Origin of the sequence: Arthrobacter koreensis (genome assembly GCF_009193255.1) — a bacterium.
GTDB classification, from domain to species: domain Bacteria; phylum Actinomycetota; class Actinomycetes; order Actinomycetales; family Micrococcaceae; genus Arthrobacter_B; species Arthrobacter_B koreensis.
Window position 1 is genome coordinate 237,130 of record NZ_WACG01000005.1, and the last position, 23,771, is coordinate 260,900.

Annotated in this window: 18 protein-coding genes; 14 read left to right on the forward strand and 4 right to left on the reverse strand. The window is 67.0% G+C overall.

From position 1 onward, the window contains the following. Positions 1–19: 19 nt before the first annotated feature. Positions 20–1,486 carry a DUF5129 domain-containing protein gene (locus GD628_RS11820; RefSeq protein ID WP_152274827.1) on the forward strand — a complete coding sequence of 489 codons (1,467 nt, stop codon included), beginning with the start codon at positions 20–22 and terminating at the stop codon, positions 1,484–1,486. Positions 1,487–1,561: 75 nt separating this feature from the next. Next, complete coding sequence (locus GD628_RS11825) at positions 1,562–2,410, forward strand: methylenetetrahydrofolate reductase (protein WP_193313258.1); 849 nt, start codon at positions 1,562–1,564, stop codon at positions 2,408–2,410. Between the two features lie 106 nt (positions 2,411–2,516). Here the strand turns inward: GD628_RS11825 and GD628_RS11830 are convergent, their stop codons facing one another. After that, complete coding sequence (locus GD628_RS11830) at positions 2,517–3,500, reverse strand: ABC transporter substrate-binding protein (protein WP_091607142.1); 984 nt, start codon at positions 3,498–3,500, stop codon at positions 2,517–2,519. A gap of 195 nt (positions 3,501–3,695) precedes the next feature. Here GD628_RS11830 and ligM point away from each other — a divergent pair, with 195 nt between their 5' ends. Beyond that, the gene (gene ligM, locus GD628_RS11835; protein WP_152274828.1) at positions 3,696–5,105 is read left to right on the forward strand and encodes a vanillate/3-O-methylgallate O-demethylase; all 1,410 of its coding nucleotides are present in this window, start codon (positions 3,696–3,698) and stop codon (positions 5,103–5,105) included. A 73-nt stretch (positions 5,106–5,178) separates the two neighbouring features. Here the strand turns inward: ligM and GD628_RS11840 are convergent, their stop codons facing one another. From GD628_RS11840 to GD628_RS11850, 3 genes are read right to left on the reverse strand one after another with little or no spacing between them, the layout of a single operon-like run. Next, positions 5,179–5,814: a LutC/YkgG family protein gene (locus tag GD628_RS11840; RefSeq protein ID WP_091607147.1), complete on the reverse strand. Its 636-nt coding sequence runs from the start codon at positions 5,812–5,814 to the stop codon at positions 5,179–5,181. Then, a complete protein-coding gene (locus GD628_RS11845) occupies positions 5,811–7,325 on the reverse strand; it encodes a LutB/LldF family L-lactate oxidation iron-sulfur protein (protein WP_152274829.1) in 1,515 nt (504 codons plus the stop codon). Before GD628_RS11845 ends, GD628_RS11840 begins: the two co-directional genes overlap by 4 nt. Beyond that, a complete protein-coding gene (locus tag GD628_RS11850; protein ID WP_152274830.1) occupies positions 7,322–8,122 on the reverse strand; it encodes a (Fe-S)-binding protein in 801 nt (266 codons plus the stop codon). The genes GD628_RS11845 and GD628_RS11850 overlap by 4 nt, the downstream gene beginning before the upstream one ends. A gap of 194 nt (positions 8,123–8,316) precedes the next feature. Between GD628_RS11850 and GD628_RS11855 the strand changes: the two genes are divergently transcribed. The 11 genes from GD628_RS11855 to GD628_RS11905 all read left to right on the forward strand — a co-directional run bounded on the left by GD628_RS11855 (position 8,317) and on the right by GD628_RS11905 (position 23,770). After that, on the forward strand, positions 8,317–10,035 hold the full coding sequence (locus GD628_RS11855) for an L-lactate permease (RefSeq protein WP_152274831.1): 1,719 nt from the start codon (positions 8,317–8,319) through the stop codon (positions 10,033–10,035). 104 nt (positions 10,036–10,139) lie between these two features. Beyond that, positions 10,140–10,874 carry a FadR/GntR family transcriptional regulator gene (locus GD628_RS11860; RefSeq protein ID WP_152274832.1) on the forward strand — a complete coding sequence of 245 codons (735 nt, stop codon included), beginning with the start codon at positions 10,140–10,142 and terminating at the stop codon, positions 10,872–10,874. 69 nt (positions 10,875–10,943) lie between these two features. After that, complete coding sequence (locus GD628_RS11865) at positions 10,944–12,284, forward strand: sensor histidine kinase (protein WP_152274833.1); 1,341 nt, start codon at positions 10,944–10,946, stop codon at positions 12,282–12,284. Positions 12,285–12,333: 49 nt separating this feature from the next. Next, positions 12,334–12,993: a response regulator transcription factor gene (locus tag GD628_RS11870; protein ID WP_152274834.1), complete on the forward strand. Its 660-nt coding sequence runs from the start codon at positions 12,334–12,336 to the stop codon at positions 12,991–12,993. Between the two features lie 79 nt (positions 12,994–13,072). After that, positions 13,073–15,883, forward strand: coding sequence for an FAD-binding and (Fe-S)-binding domain-containing protein (locus tag GD628_RS11875; RefSeq protein ID WP_193313259.1), 2,811 nt, complete (start codon positions 13,073–13,075; stop codon positions 15,881–15,883). Positions 15,884–16,105: 222 nt separating this feature from the next. Continuing rightward, positions 16,106–17,242: an ROK family transcriptional regulator gene (locus GD628_RS11880; protein ID WP_152274836.1), complete on the forward strand. Its 1,137-nt coding sequence runs from the start codon at positions 16,106–16,108 to the stop codon at positions 17,240–17,242. 51 nt (positions 17,243–17,293) lie between these two features. Next, positions 17,294–18,358, forward strand: a complete 1,065-nt coding sequence (locus GD628_RS11885; RefSeq protein ID WP_152274837.1) for an extracellular solute-binding protein — start codon at positions 17,294–17,296, stop codon at positions 18,356–18,358. Between the two features lie 81 nt (positions 18,359–18,439). Then, entirely contained in the window at positions 18,440–19,528 is a 1,089-nt protein-coding gene (locus GD628_RS11890; RefSeq protein WP_152274838.1) for an ABC transporter ATP-binding protein, read from the forward strand. Continuing rightward, positions 19,525–21,339: an ABC transporter permease gene (locus GD628_RS11895; protein WP_226802509.1), complete on the forward strand. Its 1,815-nt coding sequence runs from the start codon at positions 19,525–19,527 to the stop codon at positions 21,337–21,339. The genes GD628_RS11890 and GD628_RS11895 overlap by 4 nt, the downstream gene beginning before the upstream one ends. Positions 21,340–21,341: 2 nt before the next feature. Next, entirely contained in the window at positions 21,342–22,832 is a 1,491-nt protein-coding gene (locus GD628_RS11900) for a lyase family protein (protein ID WP_152274839.1), read from the forward strand. Beyond that, positions 22,829–23,770, forward strand: a complete 942-nt coding sequence (locus GD628_RS11905; RefSeq protein ID WP_152274840.1) for a carbohydrate kinase family protein — start codon at positions 22,829–22,831, stop codon at positions 23,768–23,770. Before GD628_RS11900 ends, GD628_RS11905 begins: the two co-directional genes overlap by 4 nt. Position 23,771: the final 1 nt, after the last annotated feature.

Sequence of the window (23,771 nt, forward strand, 5' to 3'; positions counted from 1 at the left end):
ACCGAACGAGGAAACGCCCATGCGCCGAGTTCTGCTGATCATCCTGACCGCCCTGCTGGCCGTAGCCGCACCTGCCGTGCCAGCCACCGCCGTCGAGCCCGTAGACATCATCGTGGAGGATACGGCGGGAGTTCTCGACCAAAACACGCTGCTGCCCGCACTGGAGCAGGTCCAGTTCCGCGACCCCACCACCGTGGCCGTCTACACCTACCGCGGAGACCCCGACGCCGAATACACGGACGGGGACACGGTCATGAACGAGGAAGTGCTGCGCTTCGCCCGGGAGGAGCACCCGGAGTGGATCAGCGCCGATGGGCAGAAATGGGCGGACGGACTGTTCATCTTCTCGCTGGACCCGGACGGACGCTGGATGGGCACCTACTTTGGCGAGGACCGGAAACTGGACAGCGGCCAGGCGCAGCCGATCCGGGACGCAGCGGGGGAACTGTTCGCAGAAGCGCAGTGGACGGACGGCACCATCGCCGGAGTCCAGGAAGCGGCCAAGCTGATCAACCGGCCCTGGTACCAGGACCCGTTGGCCTGGTTCCTGGGCGGCGCCGCACTGCTGCTGGCAGCCGGCACCTGGATAACGGCCATCCTGGTGCGCCGCAAACGCTTGAAGACCAACCGTGCGCTCATCGCTGCGGGTGAGAAGTCCTACGCCAGTGTGAGCATGGACCTGGAAGCCACGGAGCTGAACGCCCACACCATCCCGGACACCTCCCGTTACGGCGCCAAGGTCCTGGAAGAGCACCGGACCTTCCGCACCCGCTATAACCTGGCGACTGAACTGGGGAACAGGGTGCGGTCCTTCACCGACAAAGACCTCAAACGTGCCAGCTCACGCAAGCCGGTGGAGGAGTTTGCCGAACTTTCGGCGACGCTGGACGGCATTGACGACGTCATTGCGGACACCAACACACTGCTAAACATGGGACCTGGCTGGGAGGCGGCCTGGGACCGCCAGGCCGGGCCGCTGCTAGAGGAGCTGGACAAGCTGGAAGACCTGTTCGCGCAGGACAAGACCGCCGGTTCGGCCACGGCGGCCGCGCTGCTCGCCTTCCGCACGGAATGCCGGCGCCGCCTGCAGGGGGCTGCCGCAGCGCTGTCGGACGGCTCGATGACGCCGGAGGAAGCCCTGGATATCCTCCGGGACTCCGGCGGCGAGCTCGCCGGCCTGCTGAAGAACCATTCGGAGACCGTGATCGAGAAGGCCGCGAAGGACAGTTCGGAGAAGAAGCTGATGCGTGAGGCGCTGGAAGAAGAGCGCACCCGGACCCGCCGTTACCGGAACGGCTACCGTCCGGGGATCCTGGACACCGCTTACCCCAACTACGTCTGGTCCGTGGCGTCCTTCAACGCGGGAGTGCAGGCAGGCTCCAGCAAAATTGAGTCCGCCCGCAGCTCCGCCTCCAGCGGCTCCTCCACCGGGTACGGTGCAAGCGGCGGCAGCTTCAGCGGTGCGGGCAGCTCCTCCCGGTTCTAGGTCCGGGCCCGGCAACCGGCCCTGTCGGCAAACCGACCGTGGACACCGCACGGCGCGCTGGCTAGGGTGTTCGGCATGAACCCCGTGGACCCCGCCTCTTCGCTGCTGGATGACTTCTCGCTGGAAATGACCGGAAAGGACGTCCCCGCCCTCACCGAAGCGCAGGACGTCCTGCCCGCCGGAACGCGCATTAATGTGACGTTCCTGGGCAATGAGGACCTGCCCATGCGCCTGGCCGCCGCCTCGGCGGTCAAGGCCGGCGGGCATGTCCCGGTACCGCACATCTCCGCCCGGCGGCTGGGCTCAGCGGCAGAGCTGGAGAAATTCCTCGGCGCCCTGTCCGAGGCCGGCGTCGTGGAGAACGTCTTTGTGGTGGCCGGAGATCCCGCGGAACCGATGGGACCGTACGAGGATTCGCTGGCCGTCATCGCCTCCGGGCTGCCTGCGGCGCACGGCGCCCGGCACATCAGCATTTCCGGCTACCCGGAAGGCCACCCAGACATTGATGGCCAAACCCTGTGGTCCGCCCTGGAACAGAAGCTCGCCGCCGTCCGGGACCAGGGACTGGAGGCATCAATCATCACTCAGTTCGGCTTCGACACCACCCCCGTGCTGGCGTGGCTGGAGGAACTGCGCAGCCGGGGCATCGACGTCCCGGTGCGGATCGGCGTCCCGGGACCTGCGGGCGTCAAGCGGCTGCTGGGCTACGCCCGCCGGTTCGGCGTCGGGACCTCCGCGTCCATCGCGCACAAGTACGGTTTCTCGCTGACGAACCTGCTCGGCACCGCGGGCCCGGACCGTTTCCTGAACCAGCTCGCTGCCGAGCATGATCCTGCCCGGCACGGGGTGGTGAAGCTGCACTTCTACACCTTTGGCGGCCTGCGCCCCACCGCCGAGTGGGTGCGCAGCTTCCGCGGCTACTAGGGACGCGAAAACGCTCCGCTTTGTGCTGTTCGCTCCGCCGCGCGGCGGAGCATCAGGCACAAAGCGGAGCGTTTCTGCATGAAGCCGTGCGAAACTGGCGCCGGGGCTACTCCTGAGGCAGGAGTTCGTCCATGTTGGGCAGCTCCTCCACCAGGCCGCGGTCCTGGGATATCCGGGCCACTTCCTCGACCGACGCCCGGTTCACCTCGGTGCTGTACCGGGGCAGCGTCAGCTGCTCAATGACCGCAGGCTCAAGTGAGGTGTACGTGGGCAGCACGGCCCGCACCTTGTCCGGGTTCTGCTCGGCGAACTCCTGCGAGGCATTCATCGCCCGGGCGAACTTCTCCACAATCTCCGGGTTCTCCTGGACGTACTGGTCCGAGGTGAAGTAGACGGCCACCGTCAGGTCATCCACCGGCTCGGCGTAGTTGGAGAACACCGGCACGGCGCCGTCGGCCCCGGCAATGGTGACGAAGGGTTCGACGGCGGCAATCGCGTCCACGGTACCGGCCGCCAGCTGCCCGGAAAGCTCCGGGAACGGAATCTCGACGAACTCGATGCTCTCGTAGTCTCCGCCGGCCTGCTTTACTGCTTCCGAGATGGTCGAGTCGGAGATGTTGTTCAGCGTATTCACGCCGACTTTCTTGCCGGCCAGGTCCGTGACCGTCTCGATGCCGGAATCCGGCAGCGTCATGACGGACGCGAAGTCCGCGTCGGTGTCGCCCGTGGAGCTGCCTCCGGGGGCGACCATCTTCACCGGCAGGCCCTTGGACCGGCCCACGATCATGGACGTGATGTTCGAAAAACCGAAGTCCATCTGTCCCGCTGTCACAGCCGGAACAATAGCGGCGCCGCCCTGGGCCAGGGTGAGCGTGACGTCCAGGCCTTCCTCTTCGAAGAGCCCTTCCTGTACGCCAAGGTAAATGGGAGCGACGTCCACGATGGGGATGACTCCCACCTCGATGGGAGTGAGACCCTCCGCTCCCCCGGATGACGAGGCCGATTCCTCGCCCGAGGTCAGTGACCCGGACCCGCAGGCCGTCAGGCCGAGCAGCGCCGCCGTTGCCGCTGCCGCCAGCAGTTTCCTCATGATGTGCCTCCTCGTTGGGGTACGGCCGAGCCGCACCGCAGGTGTGATGCAGCCCACACTATCTATCCGGATAGGCATTCACCAGACATTTCTTCGCGTCTCCCGCAGACCCTCGACTTACCTATGTCGATAGATATAAAGTCGGCGGCACCGGCTTGAGGCCGGCTCCCCGTCCGACAGAAACAGAGGTTCACCGTGGCACCAAAGAATCTGCAGGAAGTCCTGGATGCGTCCGGGTCAGTCGTCGATCTGCTCCGCAACTCGCAGATCGGCGCGTACATCTACCCCGTGGTCGCCCCCGAATTCACCAACTGGCGCAGCGAGCAGCGAGCCTGGCGGGAAACCGCCGTGCTCTTCGACCAGTCGCACCATATGGACAATGTGTTCATCAAGGGACCCGATGCCCTGAAACTCATTTCCGACACCGCCATCAACTCCGTGGCCAGCTTCCCGGTGAACAAGGCGAAGCAGTACGTGCCGACGACGCCGTCCGGCCACGTGATCGGCGACGGCATCCTCTTCCACCAGGACGAGGACGAATATGTCTACGTGGGCCGCGCCCCGGCCGCCAACTGGCTGCTGTTCAACGCGGAGACCGGCGGCTACAACCTGGAGATCGAGGTGGACCGCCGCTCGCCGTCGCGCCCCATGGGCAAGCCCGTGAGCCGGCGCTACTGGCGGTTCCAGGTCCAGGGACCCAGCGCCTGGGACATCATCGAGAAGGCCAACGGCGGTCCCCTGGAACAGCTGAAGTTCTTCAACATGGACACCATGAACATTGCCGGCGAGCAGGTGCGGACGCTGCGGCACGGCATGGCCGGCGCGCCCGGCCTGGAGATCTGGGGTGACTACGCCTCCTACGACAAGGTCCGCGATGCCCTGATGGAAGCCGGCGCCGAGTTCGGCATGGCCGCCGTGGGTGCCCGCGCCTATCCCTCCAACACGCTCGAATCCGGCTGGATTCCGTCGCCGCTGCCGGCTATCTACACCGATGAGCGCCTGCGCCCGTACCGTGAATGGCTGGGCGCGGACAGCTATGAAGCGACCAACGCCGTCGCCGGCAGTTTCGTCTCCGACAACATCGAGGACTACTACCTCACTCCCTGGGAGCTCGGCTACGGATCCTTCGTGAAGTTCGACCATGACTTCATTGGCCGCGAGGCGCTCGAGTCCATGGACCCGGCTGCGCAGCGGCGCAAGGTTACCCTCGCGTGGAACCCGGAGGACCTGGGCCGGATCTTCACCTCGCAGCTGGACACCGAACAGACCCCGTACAAGTACTTCGACCTGCCGCTGGCCAACTACGGCTCCTCCAACTACGACTCGGTGATCGACGCCGACGGCAACGTGGTGGGTGTGTCGATGTTTACCGGCTACTCGGCCAACGAACGCCGCGGGCTCTCGCTGGCAACGGTGAACCCGGACGTCCCCGAGGGCAGCGAGCTCCGCGTGGTGTGGGGCGAGCCCGACGGCGGCACCGCCAAGACCACCGTTGAACCGCACCGCCAGCTTCAGGTGCGCGCGGTGGTCAGCCCGGTTCCGTACTCCGAGACCGTGCGCAAGGACTACAAAGGCGGCTGGCGGACCGGCTACACGGACGCGTAGGACTTCGAAGGAGGCCGGTCCCCCAGCGGGTCCGGCCTCCTTCGGTTCTGCAGTGCAGGTTCCGCTGAACCGGTCAGCTGCGGACGATGAGAACGTCCAGCGTCCGGGGACCGTGCACGCCCTCGACGCGTTCAAGCTCGATGTCGCTCGTGGCGCTCGGGCCGCTGATCCAGGTCAGCGGCCGGGTGCCGTCCAGGCGCCGCAGCGCTTCCGGAAGGATCATGGTGATATCCGAGGCCCTGACCACGCACACGTGATGGTCAGGGATCAGGGAGATGGCTCGCCGGCCCATGCCTTCGCTGCCGTCCAGGATGATGGTTCCGGTTTCGGCCACCGAGACGGCACTGCCGGTCACCACGGCGGATGTGCTGTCCAGTTCGGTGACGGTCAGCGGTTCGGTGCGGGAGTCAGTGCGGCGCCGGCCCGGCTTGGCCGCATCAGCATCAGCCAGCCAGGCTTCCTCGATTCCTGCAGGGACCACGTAGCTGGCAGCGCCGTCGAGCAGTTCCGCAATGCGGGGTCCGACGCCGGACTCCTCCACCACGGTGACGCCCGCCTTGTAGTCTTCCAGCCGGTCCACCAGCACACGAATCCGTTCGGCTTCCGGGGCGTCGACGGCGGTGCGGTAGGTGCGGGGCACCTCGGGGACAGCCGGGGCGTCCTTCAGGGCACCGCGCAGCCGTTCCAGGATCTCTTCGCGTGCACTCATGCCGTCTTCTCCCCCCGGACCGAATCCGCGGCCGGCCTGCCGCCCTCATGTTCCTTGGCCCACCAGTCCCGGAAGGACTGGGCGGGCGGCGCCGGAATGTCCCGGCTCTGGGTCCAGCCGGCGGCGATGCCGGGCAGCTTGGTGATCTTGCGCTTCCGTCCGGCTGCCAGCCTGCCCAGCGGCAGGCCCTTTTCCAGGAGGCCGAGGTTCCGGCCGCGGGAGAACGCCCAGGAGGCGCCCTTCATCATCAGGTCCATCTGTGTGGGGACCTTCTTGGCACGCTTGCTCTCCACATCCACGGAGCGCAGGTGGACCAGGATTTCCGGGATGTTGATCTTTACCGGGCAGGCGTCATAGCAGGCCCCGCAGAGGGAGGATGCATAGGGCAGCGAGCTGTTTTCCTCGCTCTGGATGCCGGTCATCAGCGGGGACAAAATGGCGCCGATGGGGCCCGGATAGGTGGAGCCGTAGGCGTGGCCGCCGGTGCGCTCGTAGACCGGACACACGTTCATGCAGGCGCTGCAGCGGATGCAGTGCAGGGCCGAACGGCCCATTTCATCCGCCAGCGCGGCGCTGCGGCCGTTGTCCACCAGGACCAGGTGCACGTTCTGCGGACCGTCCCCTTCGGTGACACCGGTCCACAGCGAGGTGTACGGATTCATTCGTTCACCGGTGGAAGACCGCGGCAGCAGCTGCATAAAGACTTCCAGATCACTCCAGGCCGGCAGCAGCTTTTCCACGCCCATGACCGTAATGAGGGTTTCCGGCAGGGTCAGGCACATGCGCCCGTTGCCCTCGGATTCAACCACGGCGAGCGTTCCGGACTCGGCAATCGCAAAGTTGGCGCCGGAAATGGCCACCTTGGAAGACAGGAATTTGCGCCGCAGGTGGGAGCGGGCCGCCTCGGCCAGTTTCGCCGGCTCGTTGGTGAGGTCAGGGTCCACGCCCGGCATTTCGCGCAGGAAGATGTCCCGTACCTGGGTGCGGTTCTTGTGGATCGCCGGCACCAGGATGTGGCTGGGCTTGTCATGGTCCAGCTGGACGATCAGTTCCGCGAGGTCCGTTTCGAAGGCCGCGATGCCCTGCTCTTCGAGGTACTCGTTCAGCCCGATTTCCTGGGTGGCCATGGACTTAACCTTGACCACCTCGTCCACGCCCTCGGCACGGATCAGGTCGCGGACAATCGCGTTGGCTTCGTCCGCGTCGCGGGCCCAGTGGATGATGCCGCCGCGGGCGGTGAAGTTCTTCTCGAACTCCTCCAGCAGTTCGGGCAGCCGTGCCATGACGGATTCCTTCACGGCACTGCCGGCGCTGCGCAGGTCCTCCCAGTCCGGCAGTTCCCCCACTACACGAAGGCGCTTGTCGCGGATGGTGTGCGTGGCGTGTTCAAGGTTGGCGCGCAGCTGGGTATTGCCCAGTTCCCGGCGGGCCGCCGCGGGGAAGGAGTCGACGGCGTTGAGGTTGCCCTTGCCGTAGACCGGCAGGGTTGGCATGCCTAGGTAGGTGCTCATCGGACGGCCTTTCCACTGACCATGACATCCCCCGTGATGGAAACGGGGTTCTCCCGGGTGCTGGCCAGGATCTCTGCAAAGTGCAGGGTGGTGACCTCGCTGCCCTCGCGGGAGAGCCCACCGCCAATGTGCAGCAGGCAGGATGCGTCGCCGCCGGAGCAGAGCGAAGCACCGGTTGCCTTGATGTTCGCCGCCTTGTCCTCGAGCATCGCGGAGGAAACGTCCGCGTTCTTCATGGAGAAGGTACCGCCGAAGCCGCAGCACTGGTCTGCCTGGGGCAGCTCGGCAACCTCGATGCCGCCCACGCTCTGCAGGAGGTTCAGCTGCCGGTCGCCAAGGCGCAGCAGGCGCATGCCGTGGCAGCTGGGGTGATAGGTGATCTTGTGCGGGAACCAGGAGCCGAGCTGTTCAGCGGCGTTGGTAATGCCCAGGACGTCCGTCAGCAGTTCGGAGAGCTCATAGGTGCGGGCACCCACGGCTTCGGCCCGTGCTTCCAGGTCCTTGTCTCCGGCAGAGCGGGCAACCATGGGGTGCTGGTGCTTGACTGAGCCGACGCAGGAGCCCGACGGCGCAACGGCGACGTCGTAGTCAGCGGCGGTGAATGCCTCAACGTGGTTGCGGACTACGGGGACTGCCTCGGGCAGGTAGCCGGAATTGACGTGCATCTGGCCGCAGCAGGCCTGGCCGGAGGGGAACACCACTTCGTGTCCCAGCCGCTCCAGGATCTCTACGGTGGCGCGTGCCGTCCGCGGATACATCGCATCCACGATGCAGGTGGCAAATAGTGCAATTCTCATGGGTGCCTCTCAACGGGGATGCCCCGAAGCTCGTGTGGTCAGACCATAGTAGGCACGTTGCCTGCAACACACCAAAGCATCCCGAACTGGTGGCCATGATCACACGCACCGGCGGAGTGCGCTAGAGTTCCTTGGTCTGACCATTGTGGTCTGACCATCTCCCAACCAGTTCTCCACTCCCCCGGAGGTCCCCCGTGGATCACTTCACCGCCACCACTGACCCGGTGTTCGGCAGCGTCGCCGCATCCGCCATCGTGGCGCTCATCCCCCTGCTCACGTTCTTTGTCCTGCTGGCCTTCGTGAAGGTCAAAGCCCACGTGGCAGGCGGACTCTCCCTGCTGGTGGCAATCGCCGTCGCCATCTGGGCCTTTAAGATGCCCGCCGGCCTGGCACTGCTCTCAGCGTCCCAGGGCGCGGTCTTCGGCGCGTTCCCCGTGGTGTGGATCGTCATCATGGCCATCTGGCTCTACCAGGTCACCGTGGTGAGCGGCCGGTTCGAGGACCTGCGCCGCGTCTTTGACGTCATTGGCGGCGGCGATGTCCGCATCCAGGCCATCCTGGTGGCGTTCTGCTTCGGCGGCCTGCTGGAAGCACTGGCCGGATTCGGTGCCCCCGTGGCGATCACCGCCACCATGCTGGTGGCGCTGGGACTGAAGCCGATGAAGGCCGCAGCCGCCGTCCTGGTGGCCAACACGGCACCGGTCGCCTTCGGCGCCATGGCCATCCCGATCACCACTGCCGCCAACCTCACCGGCCTTGATGCGGACCACATCGGTGCCGTTGTGGGCCGCCAGGCACCGCTGCTCGCCGTCGTTGTTCCGCTGATCCTGGTCTTCATCCTGGACGGGTTCCGGGGTATCAAGGAAACCTGGCCCGCCGCCGTCGTTACCGGCGTTGCCTTCTCCGCTGCGCAGGTGCTGTGCTCCACGTTCTTCTCCTACGAACTCACGGATATCGTTGCCGCGCTGGCAGGCCTTGGTGCCGCCGTCGTGTTCCTGCGCTTCTGGCAGCCGCGGGGCGTCGAGGGCGCACGGGTACGCATGGGCCTTTCCGAAATGGCAGTTGCCGGTGCCGGCACGTCCGGATCCGCCGGCGGTTCAGTGGCCGTCCGCGACGGGAACTCCCTGACCGCCTCCCGCACCTGGCTGGCCCTGTTCCCCTACTTCCTGGTGATTATCATCTTCGGCATCGCCAAGCTCTGGAAGATCGGCGTGGACATCCCCGCGTTCCTGGCGTCCACGGACATCAAGGTTCCGTGGCCGATCCTGCACGAACGCCTGGTCGATGCTGCCGGCGAGCCCGTTTCCTCCACCATCTACACGTTCAACTGGCTCTCCACCCCCGGCACGCTGCTGCTGATCACCGGCCTGATTGTCTCCTTCGTCTACGCCAGGTTCGACGACGGCGGCCGCTACAGGATGTCCGTCGGTGCCGGTGTGGCCGAGATCGGCCGGACCGTCTGGAACATGCGCTGGGCGGGCCTGACCATCCTGTCCGTCCTGTCCCTGGCCTACGTCATGAACTTCTCCGGGCAGACCGTTGCGATTGGCACCTGGCTGGCCGGAACAGGTGCGTTCTTCGCCTTCCTCTCCCCCGTACTCGGCTGGGTTGGCACGGCCGTCACCGGTTCGGACACCTCCGCCAACGCACTGTTCGCCCGCCTGCAGCAGACCGCCGGCCTGGAAGCCGGGATCGATCCCAACCTGCTGGTCGCCGCGAACACCACCGGCGGCGTCGTAGGCAAGCTGATCAGCCCGCAGAACCTGGCCATTGCCGTGACCGCGGTGAAGCTGGACGGCCAGGAATCGGTGCTGCTGCGGAAGGTGGTGGGCTGGAGCGTTGCCCTGCTGCTGGTCCTCTGCACCGTTGTATTCCTGCAGTCCACGCCGGTCCTCGGCTGGATGCTTCCGTAACTGCGCGAACGGCGGTCCGGGCGAACCTTGCCCGGGCCGCCGTTTTTGTACCCGTGTGACCACCAGGGCCCGCCCGCGCGCCGCGACCGTGCAAGGATATTGCAGTGACCTCACCCGCTTCCCTCCCGCCCCGCCGCAGCTATGACCTGCTGCTGGAGAACATCGAAGCCGACCTGCGCTCCGGTGCCATCAAACTCGGCGACCAGCTCCCGGGCGAGCGGACGCTGGCGGAAACCTACGGCATTTCACGGGCATCCGTGCGGGAAGGCATCCGGATCCTGGATGCCATGGGGGTGCTCCGCTCCTCCGCCGGTTCCGGTCCGAAATCCGGCGCGATCATCGTTTCCGAGCCCTCCGCCGGCCTCTCCTCTGCGCTGCGGCTGCACATGGCCAGCAGCAGGCTCTCTGTGGAAGACATCGTGGAGACCCGCGTGCTGCTGGAAACCTGGGCCGCGCAGGCTGCCGCCGGTGCCCCGGACAGTCCGGAGAAGCAGGCCGCGCTGAACCGGGCGGGAGACCTGCTCGAAGCCATGGACCGCCCGGACCTTGACCGGGATACCTTCCACACCCTGGATGCCCGCTTCCATGTGGAGCTCAGCTCCCTGGCCGGGAACTCCGTCATCGAGACCATGATGGACTCCCTCAGCGGCGCGATCCGCGGGTACGTCAAGGAAGCCATGGACAACTTCGATGACTGGCCGCGCATCCTCACCTCGCTGCGGGAGCAGCACCACGGGATTTACGACGCCGTTGCTGCCCGCGACGGCGCGCTGGCAGCCGACCGCCTGCGCGAGCACATCACCTGGTTCTACGCCCGGATTCCTGCCGCGGAGCAGTAGGAGCCGCCCAGGCGCAATACGGGGGAAAACCCCATGGTGGCAGCTGCCGCCGCAGAGGAAGCTTGAGTCATGACCAACACCTACGCCCCCGAACCTGCCGCGGCACCGGGAACACGCCCGGCAACAGTGACGCATACACAGCCGCACCGCCCGGCCTTCTTCCGCAGTGCCACGTGGCGGACCTTCGGGTACCACGGCGTGAGCGTCCTCCTCGCTCCGCTGGGCTTCACATACGCCGTGACCGCGGTTTCCCTCGGCGCATCCCTGCTGGTGACCGTAGTGGGGCTGGTCATTACCGCCGCCATGATCGTGGCCGCCAGGTACTGGGGCACCATCAACCGGAATCTCACTGCCTCCCTGCTGGGCCGGAACATCCCGGCACCGGTGCCCTTCACGTCCCGACCCGGTTTCTTCGGGTTCCTGCGGTCCGGCCTGGCTGACAGTGCCGGCTGGCGGGCAGTCGCCCACATGGGCGTCAGCTTCGTAACCTCGGTGCTGTCCTTTGTGCTGAGCTTTACGTTCCTCGCCACGGGCCTGGGTTGCATGAGCCACTGGTACTGGTACCAGTGGCTTCCCGAAATGCAGGCGGCCGACGGTTCCTGGCACCGGGGCAGCATGATCGCACCGGACGTATTTGTCGAAGGGTTCTGGTGGCAGGCCGCCTATGTGGCCGTCGGTATCCTCTTCACCTTCGTCCTGTGGCCGGCCGTCAACAACGGCTTGGGCAAACTGCAGGCTCGCGTGGCTGCCGGTCTCCTCGGGCCGACGGCGGCCCAGCTGCGGGTAAGGGACCTGGAGACCAGCCGCAGCGCCTCCGTCAATACCGCCGATGCCCGGCTGTCCCAGATAGAACGAGACCTGCATGACGGCACCCAGGCCCAGCTCGTCGCGATCGCCATGAAACTCGGGGACGCCCGCGAACGCCTGTCCGCCGCCGAGTCCAGCCCGGAGCTGCAGCATCTGCTGGACAGCGCCCACGGCACCGCCAAAGATGCGCTGACGGACCTGCGCTCCATTGCCCGGGGCATCCGCCCGGCTGTGCTTAACGACGGGCTGGACGCTGCCCTTGAATCCCTGGCCGCCGGCGCGGCGCTGCCTGTGGAACTGGACTACCGGCTCCCGATCCGGCCCGCACCGGCCGTCGAGGCGATCGCGTACTACTGTGCAGCGGAGCTCGTGACGAACGCGGTGAAGCACTCCCGGGGAACGGGCATCTGGATCGCCGTCATTGAGCAGGAGAACCGGCTGTTCCTCAGCGTCACCGACAACGGCATCGGCGGCGCCAACCCGGCAGCAGGCACCGGACTGGCCGGCCTGGCCGAACGGGTCCGCACCGTGGACGGCGCCCTGCACGTTTCCTCCCCCGCCGGTGGCCCCACGGCGGCGACGGTCAGCCTTCCGCTGCCGTAATGGCGTCCGGCATTTCCGAACCGACGCTTTTCTGGGGCAGGCTTCAGCCATGAGGATTGCGATCGCCGAGGATTCAGCCCTGCTGCGCGCGGGCCTGGTGGAACTCCTGGCCGGCCGCGGCCATGACGTGGTGGCCGCGGCGGGCACCGCGGACGAACTGTTCCTGGCGCTTGAAACCGCGCAGCCCGACGTCGTCATCCTGGACAACCGGATGCCGCCCACCCACACCAGCGAAGGCATCCGGGCGGCCCTCACCCTGCGCGCAACCCGCCCGGAAATCGGTGTGCTGCTGCTGTCCCAGTACGTTGAGACCCGCTACGCCACGCAGCTCTTCGCGGGACAGCCCCGTGGAACCGGTTACCTGCTCAAGGACAGGGTGGCCGACGTGCGCAGTTTCCTGGACGCCCTGGAGCGCATCCGGGCCGGTGAAACCGTGCTGGACCCCGAGGTAGTGCGGCAGGTCATGGGCGTATCCAAGGCGGCCGGGCTGGGCTCGCTGACACCGCGCGAACATGACGTCCTGGACCTGATGGCGCAGGGACGGACAAACGCAGGTATTTGTGCTGAACTGTTCCTCTCCGCCGGCGCGGTGGAAAAACACATCACTTCCATATTCAGCAAGCTTGACCTGGCACCGGCGGCCGGGGACCATCGACGGGTCCTGGCCGTACTGCAGTACCTACAGGCCGCCTCACCCGGTGTGGCCTGACCATTTCCTGGAAACCGTCCTGGCGGAATAGATTTGATCCGGGAGATAAGTCCCCGTCTATGCCATGAATCAGGATCGTATGTCAGCCACAGCGCAGGAAACCGCCACCGCAATCTCCGAACTCGGGAGCGGGGGAATCAGCACCCGGGAGATCGACCGCCGGAAAATGGCGCACGATGCTTCGCACTATCTCCTGATCCCGGAGGCGGTTGCCACGCCTTCCACCACCGGAGAAGTGGCGGATCTGATGCGCCGCAGCCGCGAACTGGGCATCCCCGCGACATTCCGTTCCGGCGGCACCTCGCTCTCCGGCCAGGCTGTGAGCAGCAGCCTCCTGATCGACACCCGCCACCACTTCCGGGACATTGAAGTGCTCGACGGCGGCGCCCGCGTCCGTGTGGCTCCCGGCGCCACCGTGCGCTCGGTCAACTCCCGTCTGGCGGCCTTCGGCCGGAAGCTGGGCCCCGATCCTGCCAGCGAAATCGCCTGCACCATTGGCGGCGTCGTGGCCAACAACTCTTCCGGCATGGCCTGCGGCACCGAGTTCAATACCTACCGGACCCTTGAATCAATGGTCCTGGTGCTGGCCAGCGGCACGGTCCTGGATACTGGTGCGCCCGACGCCGAAGAAAAGCTGCGCGCCCTGGAACCGGAACTCTTCGAAGGGCTGCTCCGCCTGCGCGGCCGGATCGTGGCGAACCCCGATTCCGTTGCCACCATCACCCGGCTGTTCTCCATGAAGAACACCATGGGGTACGGGCTCAATTCATTCCTCGACTTCGAGAACCCGGCGGAGATCCTGGCGCACCTGATGATCGGCAGCGAGGGCACCCTGGGCTTCGTGGCGCAGGCAACCTTCCGCACCATCCCTGCGCTGCCGAAGGTGGCCACCGGCCTGATGTTCTTCGAAACGCTCGACGCCGCCGCCACCGCCCTGCCGGACCTTACCGCCACCGGCCTGGCCACCGTTGAGCTCATGGACGCCACCTCGCTGCTTGTGGCCCAGCAGGCAGCGGACGCCCCGCTGGAACTGCGGGACCTGGAGCTCAAGGCCCATGCCGCCCTCCTGGTGGAACACCAGGCGGCAACCGCCGAAGAGCTCGAAGCAAAACGGAACGCTTCCCTGCCGCTCTTCGAGTCGCTGCACCTGGCCGCGCCGTTCGCGATGACCACCAACGCTAAGGACCGTGCCGGTATGTGGCACATGCGCAAGGGCCTCTACACCACGGTGGCCGGTGCACGTCCTTCCGGCACCAACGCCCTCCTGGAGGACATCGTGGTGCCGGTGCCGTCGCTGGCACGGACCTGCGCCGAGCTGGCCACCTTGTTCACGGCGCACCACTACCGGGACTCCGTGATCTTTGGCCATGCCAAGGACGGCAACATCCACTTCATGCTCAATGAGAACTTCAGCGATCCGGCCGAACTGGCCCGCTACGAGGCCTTCACCGAGGAGATGGTGGACCTGGTCCTCGGCGAAGGCGGCTCGCTGAAGGCCGAGCACGGCACCGGCCGGATCATGGCGCCCTACGTCCGCCGCCAGTACGGCGACGAGCTGTACAGCATCATGGTTGAGGTCAAGCGGCTGATCGACCCCGCCAACCTGCTCAACCCCGGAGTGCTGATCAACGAGGACCCGCGCTCCTACGTGCAGAACCTGAAGGTAGCTCCCACGGTCGAGAAGGAAGTGGACCGCTGCGTGGAGTGCGGCTACTGCGAACCGGTGTGCCCCAGCAAGGACCTCACCACCACTCCGCGCCAGCGCATCGTGCTGCGCCGCGAAATTGCCGACGCCGAAGCCCGCGGGGACACGGTCCTCGCTGCCACCCTGCGCGCGGACTACGACTACGACGGCGTGCAGACCTGCGCCGTGGACGGGATGTGCGGCACGGCCTGCCCGGTGCTGATCAACACCGGCGACCTGGTTCGCCGCCTCCGCGCCGAGAACACCAACAAGGCGGCCGACGCCGGCTGGAAGGCCGCCGCCGGACGCTGGGGCACCATGACCTCCGTGGGCGGGAAGGCCCTGACCCTGGCCAAGGCCGTGCCTTCTCCCCTGCCCAAGCTGGCCACCGCCGTCGGGCGCGCCGTACTCGGCGCAGACAACGTGCAGTCCTATGAGACCGTGCTTCCGGCGGGCGGCACCCGCCGTACCCCGCACGAGGACGCCGATCCGGTGGCTGTGTTCTTCCCGGCCTGCATCGGCACCATGTTCGGTCCGGCCGAAGGCGGAGAAGGGTCCGCTCCCGCGTTCATGGAACTCTGCGACCGCGCCGGCGTGGGCGTGCGCATCCCCAAGGGAATCGAAAACCTGTGCTGCGGCACCCCCTGGAAGTCCAAGGGTTTCACCTCCGGGTATTCGGTCATGACGGAAAAGGTTCTGGCCAACCTGTGGGTGGCCACCGGCGGCGGAAACCTCCCGGTGGTGTGCGACGCCGCGTCCTGCACCGAAGGACTGGACACCATGAAGCGCCTGGCCGGGGAAAGCCCGGTCTACCCCGGCCTGCGCTTCGTCGATTCAGTTGACTTTGTCCGTGAGAGCATCCTTCCCCGGCTGGAAGTGACCCATAAGCTGGGCTCCCTGGCGCTGCATCCCACCTGTTCCTCCACCCAGCTGGGCGCCAACGACGCACTCAGCGAGATTGCAGCAGCAGTCAGCTCCGAGGTTTTCGTGCCGCCGAGCTGGGGCTGCTGCGCCTTCGCGGGAGACCGCGGCCTGCTCCACCCTGAACTGACGGCCTCGGCAACCCGGAAGCAGGCCGAGGAGATCAATTCCCGTGCCTTCGACGGGTACGCCTCCGTGAACCGCACGTGCGAAATCGGCATGAGCAAAGCAACCGGACACAGCTACCGGCACATCCTGGAGTACCTGGCTGAAGCCACGCGCTAGGAGCCGGGGGTACCTTCCCCGGACACGGTTCGCACTGGCCGCCGGCAAATTAGCCGGCGGCCAGTGCTGTTTTCATCCGTCCCCGCGCCGCCCAGCCGGGCGGCACCACGCGGCGTGCAGCACTTTCTCCGCACGGACGGGGCGTCCCCTCGCCGGCACAGCGGCGTTGTCACCTTTAAAAAACTGCTTGCAATCTTACTTTCTTCACCGTATAAAGTAAGAATGTCGTCCACCTCACATGCACCAACGGGCCGCCGGGAACTCCGGCGAATCCGGGTGGAAGCCGTAGTGGGAGCCCTGCTCTCGCACGGCCCCATCTCCCGCACCGACCTCGCCGCGGCCACCGGGTACAGCCCCTCCACCGTCACCGGAATCGTGCATGAGCTGCAGGAACTGGGCTACCTGCAGGAAGTGGGCCAGCGCGAATCCACCGGCGGACGCCGGCGCACCCTAATGGAAATCGACCGCTCCGCCGTCGTCCTGGTGGTGGCGGAGGTGTCCCGCGGGTCCGTCCGCGCCAGCCTGGTTGACCTCGACGCCGCAGTGCTGGAAACCCGGGAGTCAGCGTTCGACGCCGGGGATCCGGTGTCCTCTACGGCACGCGCCGTCTCCGAGTTGGCTGCCGCCGCACCCCGCAGGCCGGCCCGCCTGGTCCTCGCCCTCCCCGGCGTGGTGGGCACTGACGGCACGGTCAGCCTGGCTCCTGACTTTGCTGCGGCGAATGGCTCGGAACTTGCCGGCGAGCTGCAGCGCCGCACCGGGCTGCAGGTCACGCTGGAAAACGACGTCAACCTTGTGGCGCTCGGCGAGCGCAGCGCCGGTGCCGCCGCAGGCGTCGATGACCTGGTGCTGATCCATGTGGCCGAGGGCATCGGCGCCACCATCCTCAGCGGCGGCAAGCTCCTCCACGGAGCGACGCGTTCCGCAGGGGAGGTCGGCTTCCTGCCCGTAGCACCCCGCCCGCTCCCCCACGGCAACCGGGGACCCTTCGAGGCCGCCTGGAGTACGCCGGCCATTGCCGCCGCTGCCTCTGCTGCAGGGCTCGACGCCGACGGGCCGGTCATCGCACGGATCTGCGCCGACGAACGCACCCAGGCACTGCGTGACGATGTCCTGGATGCCTGGGCCTGGGCCGCCGTGGTCTGCGCCTGCGTCCTGAACCCGGCCCTCGTCGTCTTTTCCGGAGACGCCGTTGACCTTGACGGTCCCGCCCGAGACGCGCTCGCCGGCCGCATTCACGCTGCAGCGCCGTCGGCACCGGACGTCACCTTCGCCTCGCTGGGCGCCGCCGGCATCCTGCACGGTGCCGTAGCCCGCGTCCTGGAAGACCCCTCAGCCCTCCTCACGCCCGGCGGCTAAGCCCGCCGGCATCCACTAACCACCCGCACCACCACACCCAAGGAGAAGTACATGATCCGCACTGTCCGCAAGCCGCTCGGCGCCGTTGCCGGCGGCCTCGCGCTGATGCTCGCTCTCTCGTCCTGCGGCCTGGACGATTCGTCCTCCGGCGCCGAAGGCTCCGACGGCGGCACCCTCACCATTTACACCGCCCGGGACAAGGGCCTGGCCGAAGCAGTCGTCGCCGACTTCGAGGCGGCCAACCCGGACTACGCCGGCAAGGTGGAAATCCTGACCCTCGGAGCGCAGGAAGCACTCGAGCGCATCCGCGCCGAGAAGGCCAACCCCCAGGGTGACATCTGGTGGGGCGGCACCGGCCAGCAGATGAAGCAGGCCGCCGGGGACGATGTCCTTGCGCCCGCTCCGGAAGCAGTGATCGACGCCGTTCCCGAAGACCTGCGCGATCCCGCGGGTCTCTGGGTAGGCGAAATGCAGCTCGCCGAGGTCATCTTCTACAACCACGACATGCTCAGCGAAGCAGAAGCGCCCAAGGACTGGGATGACCTGGTCGCTCCGGAAATGGCGGACAAGCTCGCCATCCGCGACGTCGAGGCCTCCGGCACCATGCGCAGCATCTACTCCGCCATGATCGACCGCCAGTATGACGCCGCGGGCTCGCCCGAAGCGGGCTACGACTGGCTGCGCAAGCTCGATGCCAACACCAAGGTCTACGCAGCGAACCCCACGGACCTCTACCTGCGCGTGACCCGTCAGGAAGCCGCCGCCAGCGCCTGGAACCTGCAGGACGTGATGCTGCAGATCGAGAGCCAGAACGCCCCGTACACCCCGGTGATCCCCGAGTCCGGTGCGCCGATGCTGGTGGACGGTGTCGCCAAGATCAAGAACGGGCCGTCTTCCGACGCCGCTGATGCCTTCCTTGAGTTCCTCCTCAGCGAAGAAACCCAGAAGGACCTCTCCGAGACCTACTACCAGATCCCCTCGATCGAAATGACCGAGACCCCGGCCTGGCTCGCCGACCTTGACCTGGTTGAAATGGACGTCGACTGGGACCGCATCGGCCAGAACGAATCCGAATGGATCGGTTACTGGGCCGAAAACATCAAGGGCAAGGGCTAACCCAGCCCGGACAGGCAGCCGGCGCCCCGGCGCCGGCTGCCTCCCCCACCTTCCAACCCCCTACCCCTGCGGAGAGCAGCCATGACACGAGTCCTCCTCGAATCGATTGAAAAACGGTACCCGGGTGCCGCGCCTTCAGTGGCAGACCTCAACCTCACCATCGAAGACGGCGAGTTCTTCACCCTCCTGGGACCGTCCGGGTGCGGCAAGTCCACCACCCTGCGCATGGTTGCGGGCTTCATCCAGCCCTCCCGCGGGCGGATCCTCTTCAACGACCGGGATGTCACGAACACCGCACCCAACCGGCGCGACACCGGCATGGTTTTCCAGAACTACGCCTTGTTCCCGCACATGACCGTGCGCGCCAACGTCGGTTACGGCCTCAGCGTCCGCCGCACCGCCCGCGCGGAAAAGAACAAGCGCGTGGACCGCGCCCTCCAGCAGGTTGGCCTCGAAGGCTACGCAGACCGCCGCATCGACATGCTCTCCGGCGGACAGCAGCAGCGTGTGGCGCTGGCCCGGGCCCTGGTCATCCAGCCCTCGGTCCTGCTCCTGGACGAGCCGCTGTCCAACCTGGACGCCAAGCTGCGCGAAGAAACCCGCGCCGAAATCCGCGGCACCCAGAAGGCCGCCGGCATCACCAGCATCTACGTCACCCATGACCAGGCCGAAGCCATGGCCATGAGCGACCGCGTCGCCATCCTCGAATCCGGGCGGCTGCACCAGGTGGCTCCGCCGCGCGAGGTCTACCACCGCCCGGCCACCTCCTTCGTGGCACGGTTCATCGGCCGCTCCAACGTACTTGAGTGCACCGTCCTGGAAACCGGCACCGACTCCGTGCAGCTCAAGCTGGCAGACGGTTCAATCCTGCGCGCCCCGCGGGTCACCGGCACCGCCTCCGGCAACGCCGCCGCAGGCGACACCGCCGCGGTGAGCCTGCGCCCCGAATCCTTCACCATGCACACGGACGCCGGCGGCGAAAGCCGCCCGGGCACCCTCCGCGGCACGGTCAAAACGGCTGAGTTCACCGGAGCCGTGAACGTGTACGAAGTGGACTGGAACGGCCAGGACCTAGTGGTCTCCGTCCCCGATTCCGAGGACCGGGCACAGCCCGGGGACCGGGTCACCCTGTTCCCGCATCCGGACCGGGTCTGGCTGGTGGCTCCGTGACCGGGCTCGCCGCAAGACTGCGGAACCGCAGCGGAACCACGTCCTCGGACCGGTTCATCTACTGGCTGGCCATTCCGCTGGTCCTGATCCTCCTGCTGTATATCGTGATTCCGATGTTCGCCACGGCACGCACCAGCGTCGACGGCGGAATGGGCAACTACAGCGGCTTCTTCGGCGGAAACTCCGGCCGGGCGCTGGGCCTCTCCGTGGGAATCTCCGTGGTCTCAGTGATCACCACCGGCGTGATCGGCACGGCGCTGGCCGTCCTGCTGACCCGCTTCGACTTCCCGGGCCGGAATGTGCTGCGGCTGTTCGCGATGCTGCCCATGGCGCTGCCCCCGCTGATCGGCGCGGTCTCCTTCTACTTCCTGTACGCCGAAAGCGGGATCCTGCCGCGCTTCCTGGCCCAGTACTTCGGTGCCGATCCCGGAGCAGTCTCCGCCAACGGCGTCCTGGGCGTGCTCCTGGTCCACACCATGACCATGTACCCGTACTTCTATTTGGCGGTCTCCTCCGGCCTGGCCGGTTCCGACGCGTCCATGGAAGAAGCCGCCCTGAACCTTGGCGCCAGCCGCTTCACCATGTGGCGCACCGTGCTGCTGCCCATGCTGACCCCGGCCCTGGTATCCGGCGCCCTGCTGACCTTCATGGTCTCCATGGCATCCTTCACCGCACCGCAGTTCTACAACGTCCAGACCCTGACCATGCAGATTGTGGCCTCACGGACCTCCGGCGCCTACGAACTCGCCGCGGCCCAGTCCACGGTCCTGTCCGTCGTCTCCATCCTGTTCCTGCTCGCCATGCGCTGGTACCAGAACCGCCGCGTGCACCGCAGCGCTTCCAAGGGAACCCCGCAGGCCGTGAAGGTCATCCACGGAACGCTCCCCCGGCTCGGCGCCGGCCTGGGCTCCACGCTCCTGGTGCTGATCCTGATGGCACCGGCCGCAGTGATTGTGCTGCTGGCCTTCACCGTGGACGGCTCCTGGACCGTGCAGATCCTGCCCAGCCAGTACACCCTGGGGAACTTCTCCCGGATCTTCACCGATCCGTCTACCCTGCGCCCCATCCTGGTGAGCAGCCAGATGGCCTTCATCGCCATGATCGCGTGCACCGTGGTCGGTGTCATCGCCTCCTGGGTCGTCACCCGCTGGAAAGGCCCGGGCAAGGGACTGCTGGACGTGATGGTCATGATTCCCTGGGCGCTGCCCGGCACCGTTGTCGGCGTCAACCTGGTGACCGCCTTCGCCAGCCCCTCCCCGTTCAACCTGGGACAGGTCCTCATCGGCTCACTGTGGATCCTTCCGGTCGCCTACTTTGTCCGGTTCCTTCCGCTGGTCTTCCGCTCCGCCAACGCGGCGCTGGCCCAGATAGATCCCTCCGTGGAAGAAGCTGCCCGCAACCTCGGTGCCGGCCACTGGCGGGTGCTGCGCACCGTGACGGTTCCGCTGATGTACCGCGGCATTCTGGCCGGCGCCCTGATGGCGTTCATCCAGGGCTTCGGCGAGTACGTGGCTTCCGTGGTGATCTACCCGGCGCGCTTTGCACCGCTGTCCGTGGAGATCTACAACCGGATCTACTCCAACGAGTTCGGCACCGCCGCAGCGTACGGCACCCTGCAGATGGGCCTGATCCTGATTGTCCTGATCATCTCGCAGCGGCTTGAAAACCCGGGCAGCGGCGGCATCGCCAAGATGCTGAAGCGCCGCCGCCGTCCCACCGTGGAGACCCCGCTGGTTGGCCCCATGCCTCCCACGGCCACCCCGCTGCCGATTCCCTCTTCCGCCGCCCCCGACCTGAAGCCGGTGAAATAAGCATGACTACCCCCTCCCGTCCGCTCCTGACCGACCGCCCGGACCTGTCCGTCTACTGGGACAACCACCTGCGCGACGCCTTCGAGGAGGCGGCCGCCAACATCTATCCGCCCATGGTGGAAGCCTCCCTGGCGCACGTCTGGATGCTCGACGACGAAGGCATCCTCCCGCGCGAACGTTCCGCCAGGCTGGAGAAGGGCCTGCTGGAACTGTGGGAACGGATCACGGACGGCCGGCAGGAATACGCCTTCGACGGCTCCGTGGAAGACCCGTACTACTTCATGGAACAGCAGCTCGCCGCTGCCTGCGGAATCTCCACTTCGGAGCTGGACGTCCAGCTCGCCCGCAGCCGGAACGACCTCGATGCAGGCGCGTTCAGGATGGTGCTCCGGCGCCAGATCCTCGACCAGGCGGACCTGGTGCTCCAGGCCGCCGCCGATGCCGCTGAGCTGGCCCGCCGGCACTCCGACGCGCTCATCATCGGCTTCACCCACCGCCGTCCCGCCCAGCCCACAACTATCGGCCACGTTATGGGGGGCTTGGCCGAAGCCCTGCTGAGCCAGGGACGGGAACTGCTGGACATCTACGCGGAGATGAATGTGTCCCCGCTGGGTTCCGCGGCGTTCACCGGATCCGACGTGCCGATCAACCCGCAGACGGTTGCGGACCTGCTGGGCTTCGATTCAACGTTCACGTCCAGCTACGAAGCGGTGGCGGGGGCGGAGCACTTTATGCGCCTGGCCGCCGCGCAGGCACGGATTTGCGCCACCGGTGCGCGGTTCTCCCGCGTGCTGCTGGAATGGATGACGTTCGGCTGGGTGGCCACCCCGGATGCGTACACCCAGGGCTCCTCGATCATGCCGCAGAAGAAGAACCCGGTAGTGCTGGAGCACATGGTCTCCATGGCCGGTGCCGCCGCCGCGGACATGTCCGCCACCTACGCGAACATCAACTCCGGCTGGTACGAAGATTCAAACAACGCGACCACCGATGTGCAGAAGCACCTGTGGCGCGCCTCGGACCGGGTGATCCGGTTCGTGCGGATGCTGGACGGACTGCTCGGCGAATTCACCGTGCTGCGGCTTCCGGACAAGGCGGAAATTGTCCGCTCAGGCGCCACCACCACGTCAGTGGCGGAAGCGCTGGCAGTGGCCGGGGTGCCCTGGCGGGGAGCGCACGACGTCGTCGGCCGGCTGTTCAAGTCCGCTGACCCCACAGCGTGGTCACGGGAGCAGGTGACCGAGGCCCTCGCCGCCGGGAACATCAGCGCGGACCTGGCCGACCTGGTGCTAGCCGCAGGAACCGACCCGGGACGCATCCTGGACCGGCCGCAGGCCGGCAGCCCGGGTATCAAGGCCGTCACCGCCACCGCGGACCTCGCCACGGAAACCGCCCGTGCCCTCGCCGTACGTGCCGCGGAACTCCGTGCCGGCATTGATGCGGCGCGCGCCGCCCTGCTGGAACGCGCCCAGGCGCTGGCGGCCGCGGCATGAGCGGTGCGCAGGCCGGCATCGCCGTTGTAGGGAACACCAACCTGGACATCATGGTGTCCGGAGCAGCCGAACTCCCGGAGCCCGGAACCGAAGCGATCGTGCCGGGCATCGACATCCGGCTGGGCGGATCCGCGGGGAACCTCGCCGTCCGCTGCGCAGGGCTGGGACAGGAAACCGTCCTGGTCAGCAAGGTAGGAGACGACGCCTCCACCCGCCTGGTGGAACAGGAGCTGGCCCTGCCCGGACTCTCGGCAGAGCTGGTGCGTGACGCCGGGCTGCCCAGCGGCATCACCGTCGCCGTGGAGGCACCCGGGCGGGACCGGGCGTTCATTTCCTCCCTCGGAGCCATGGCGGAGCTGACCCCGCAAGACGTTCCTGCCTCCGCCCTGGGTGCTGCGACCGTGGTGCTGGCCGGCTATTTCCTGCTGCCCAAACTGCGCGGGAACGCCGCCGTAGAGCTCTTCGCCGCAGCACACGCCAACGGGGCCCTCACGGTGCTGGACACCGGCTGGCCGGCTGAAGGCTGGACCGGGGACGTCCGCACGGAGGTCCACAGCGTGCTCGGCTCCGTTGACCTGTTCCTGCCGAACAGCGACGAGCTGGCCGGCCTGACCGGAAACCCGGATCCGCAGGACGCCGCCCTGCAGCTGGCACAGCAGACGTCCACGCTGGTGGCCGCGAAACTCGGAGCCGACGGCGCCGGGCTGGCACTTCCGGACGGAACCTGGCTTCACTCCGCGGCCCGGCCGGTGACCCCGGTGGACAGCACCGGAGCCGGAGACGGATTCAACGCCGCGTTCCTGGCCTGCCTCGCCCGCCGGGACACGCCTGCCCAGGCCCTGGCCGCCGCGGTCAGCTACGCCACCGAGCTGGTGGCTACCGCTCCCGAACGCCGCAGCGCCGTCGTACTCCCCGAACCCCAGCCGCTGTCCCTGTAGG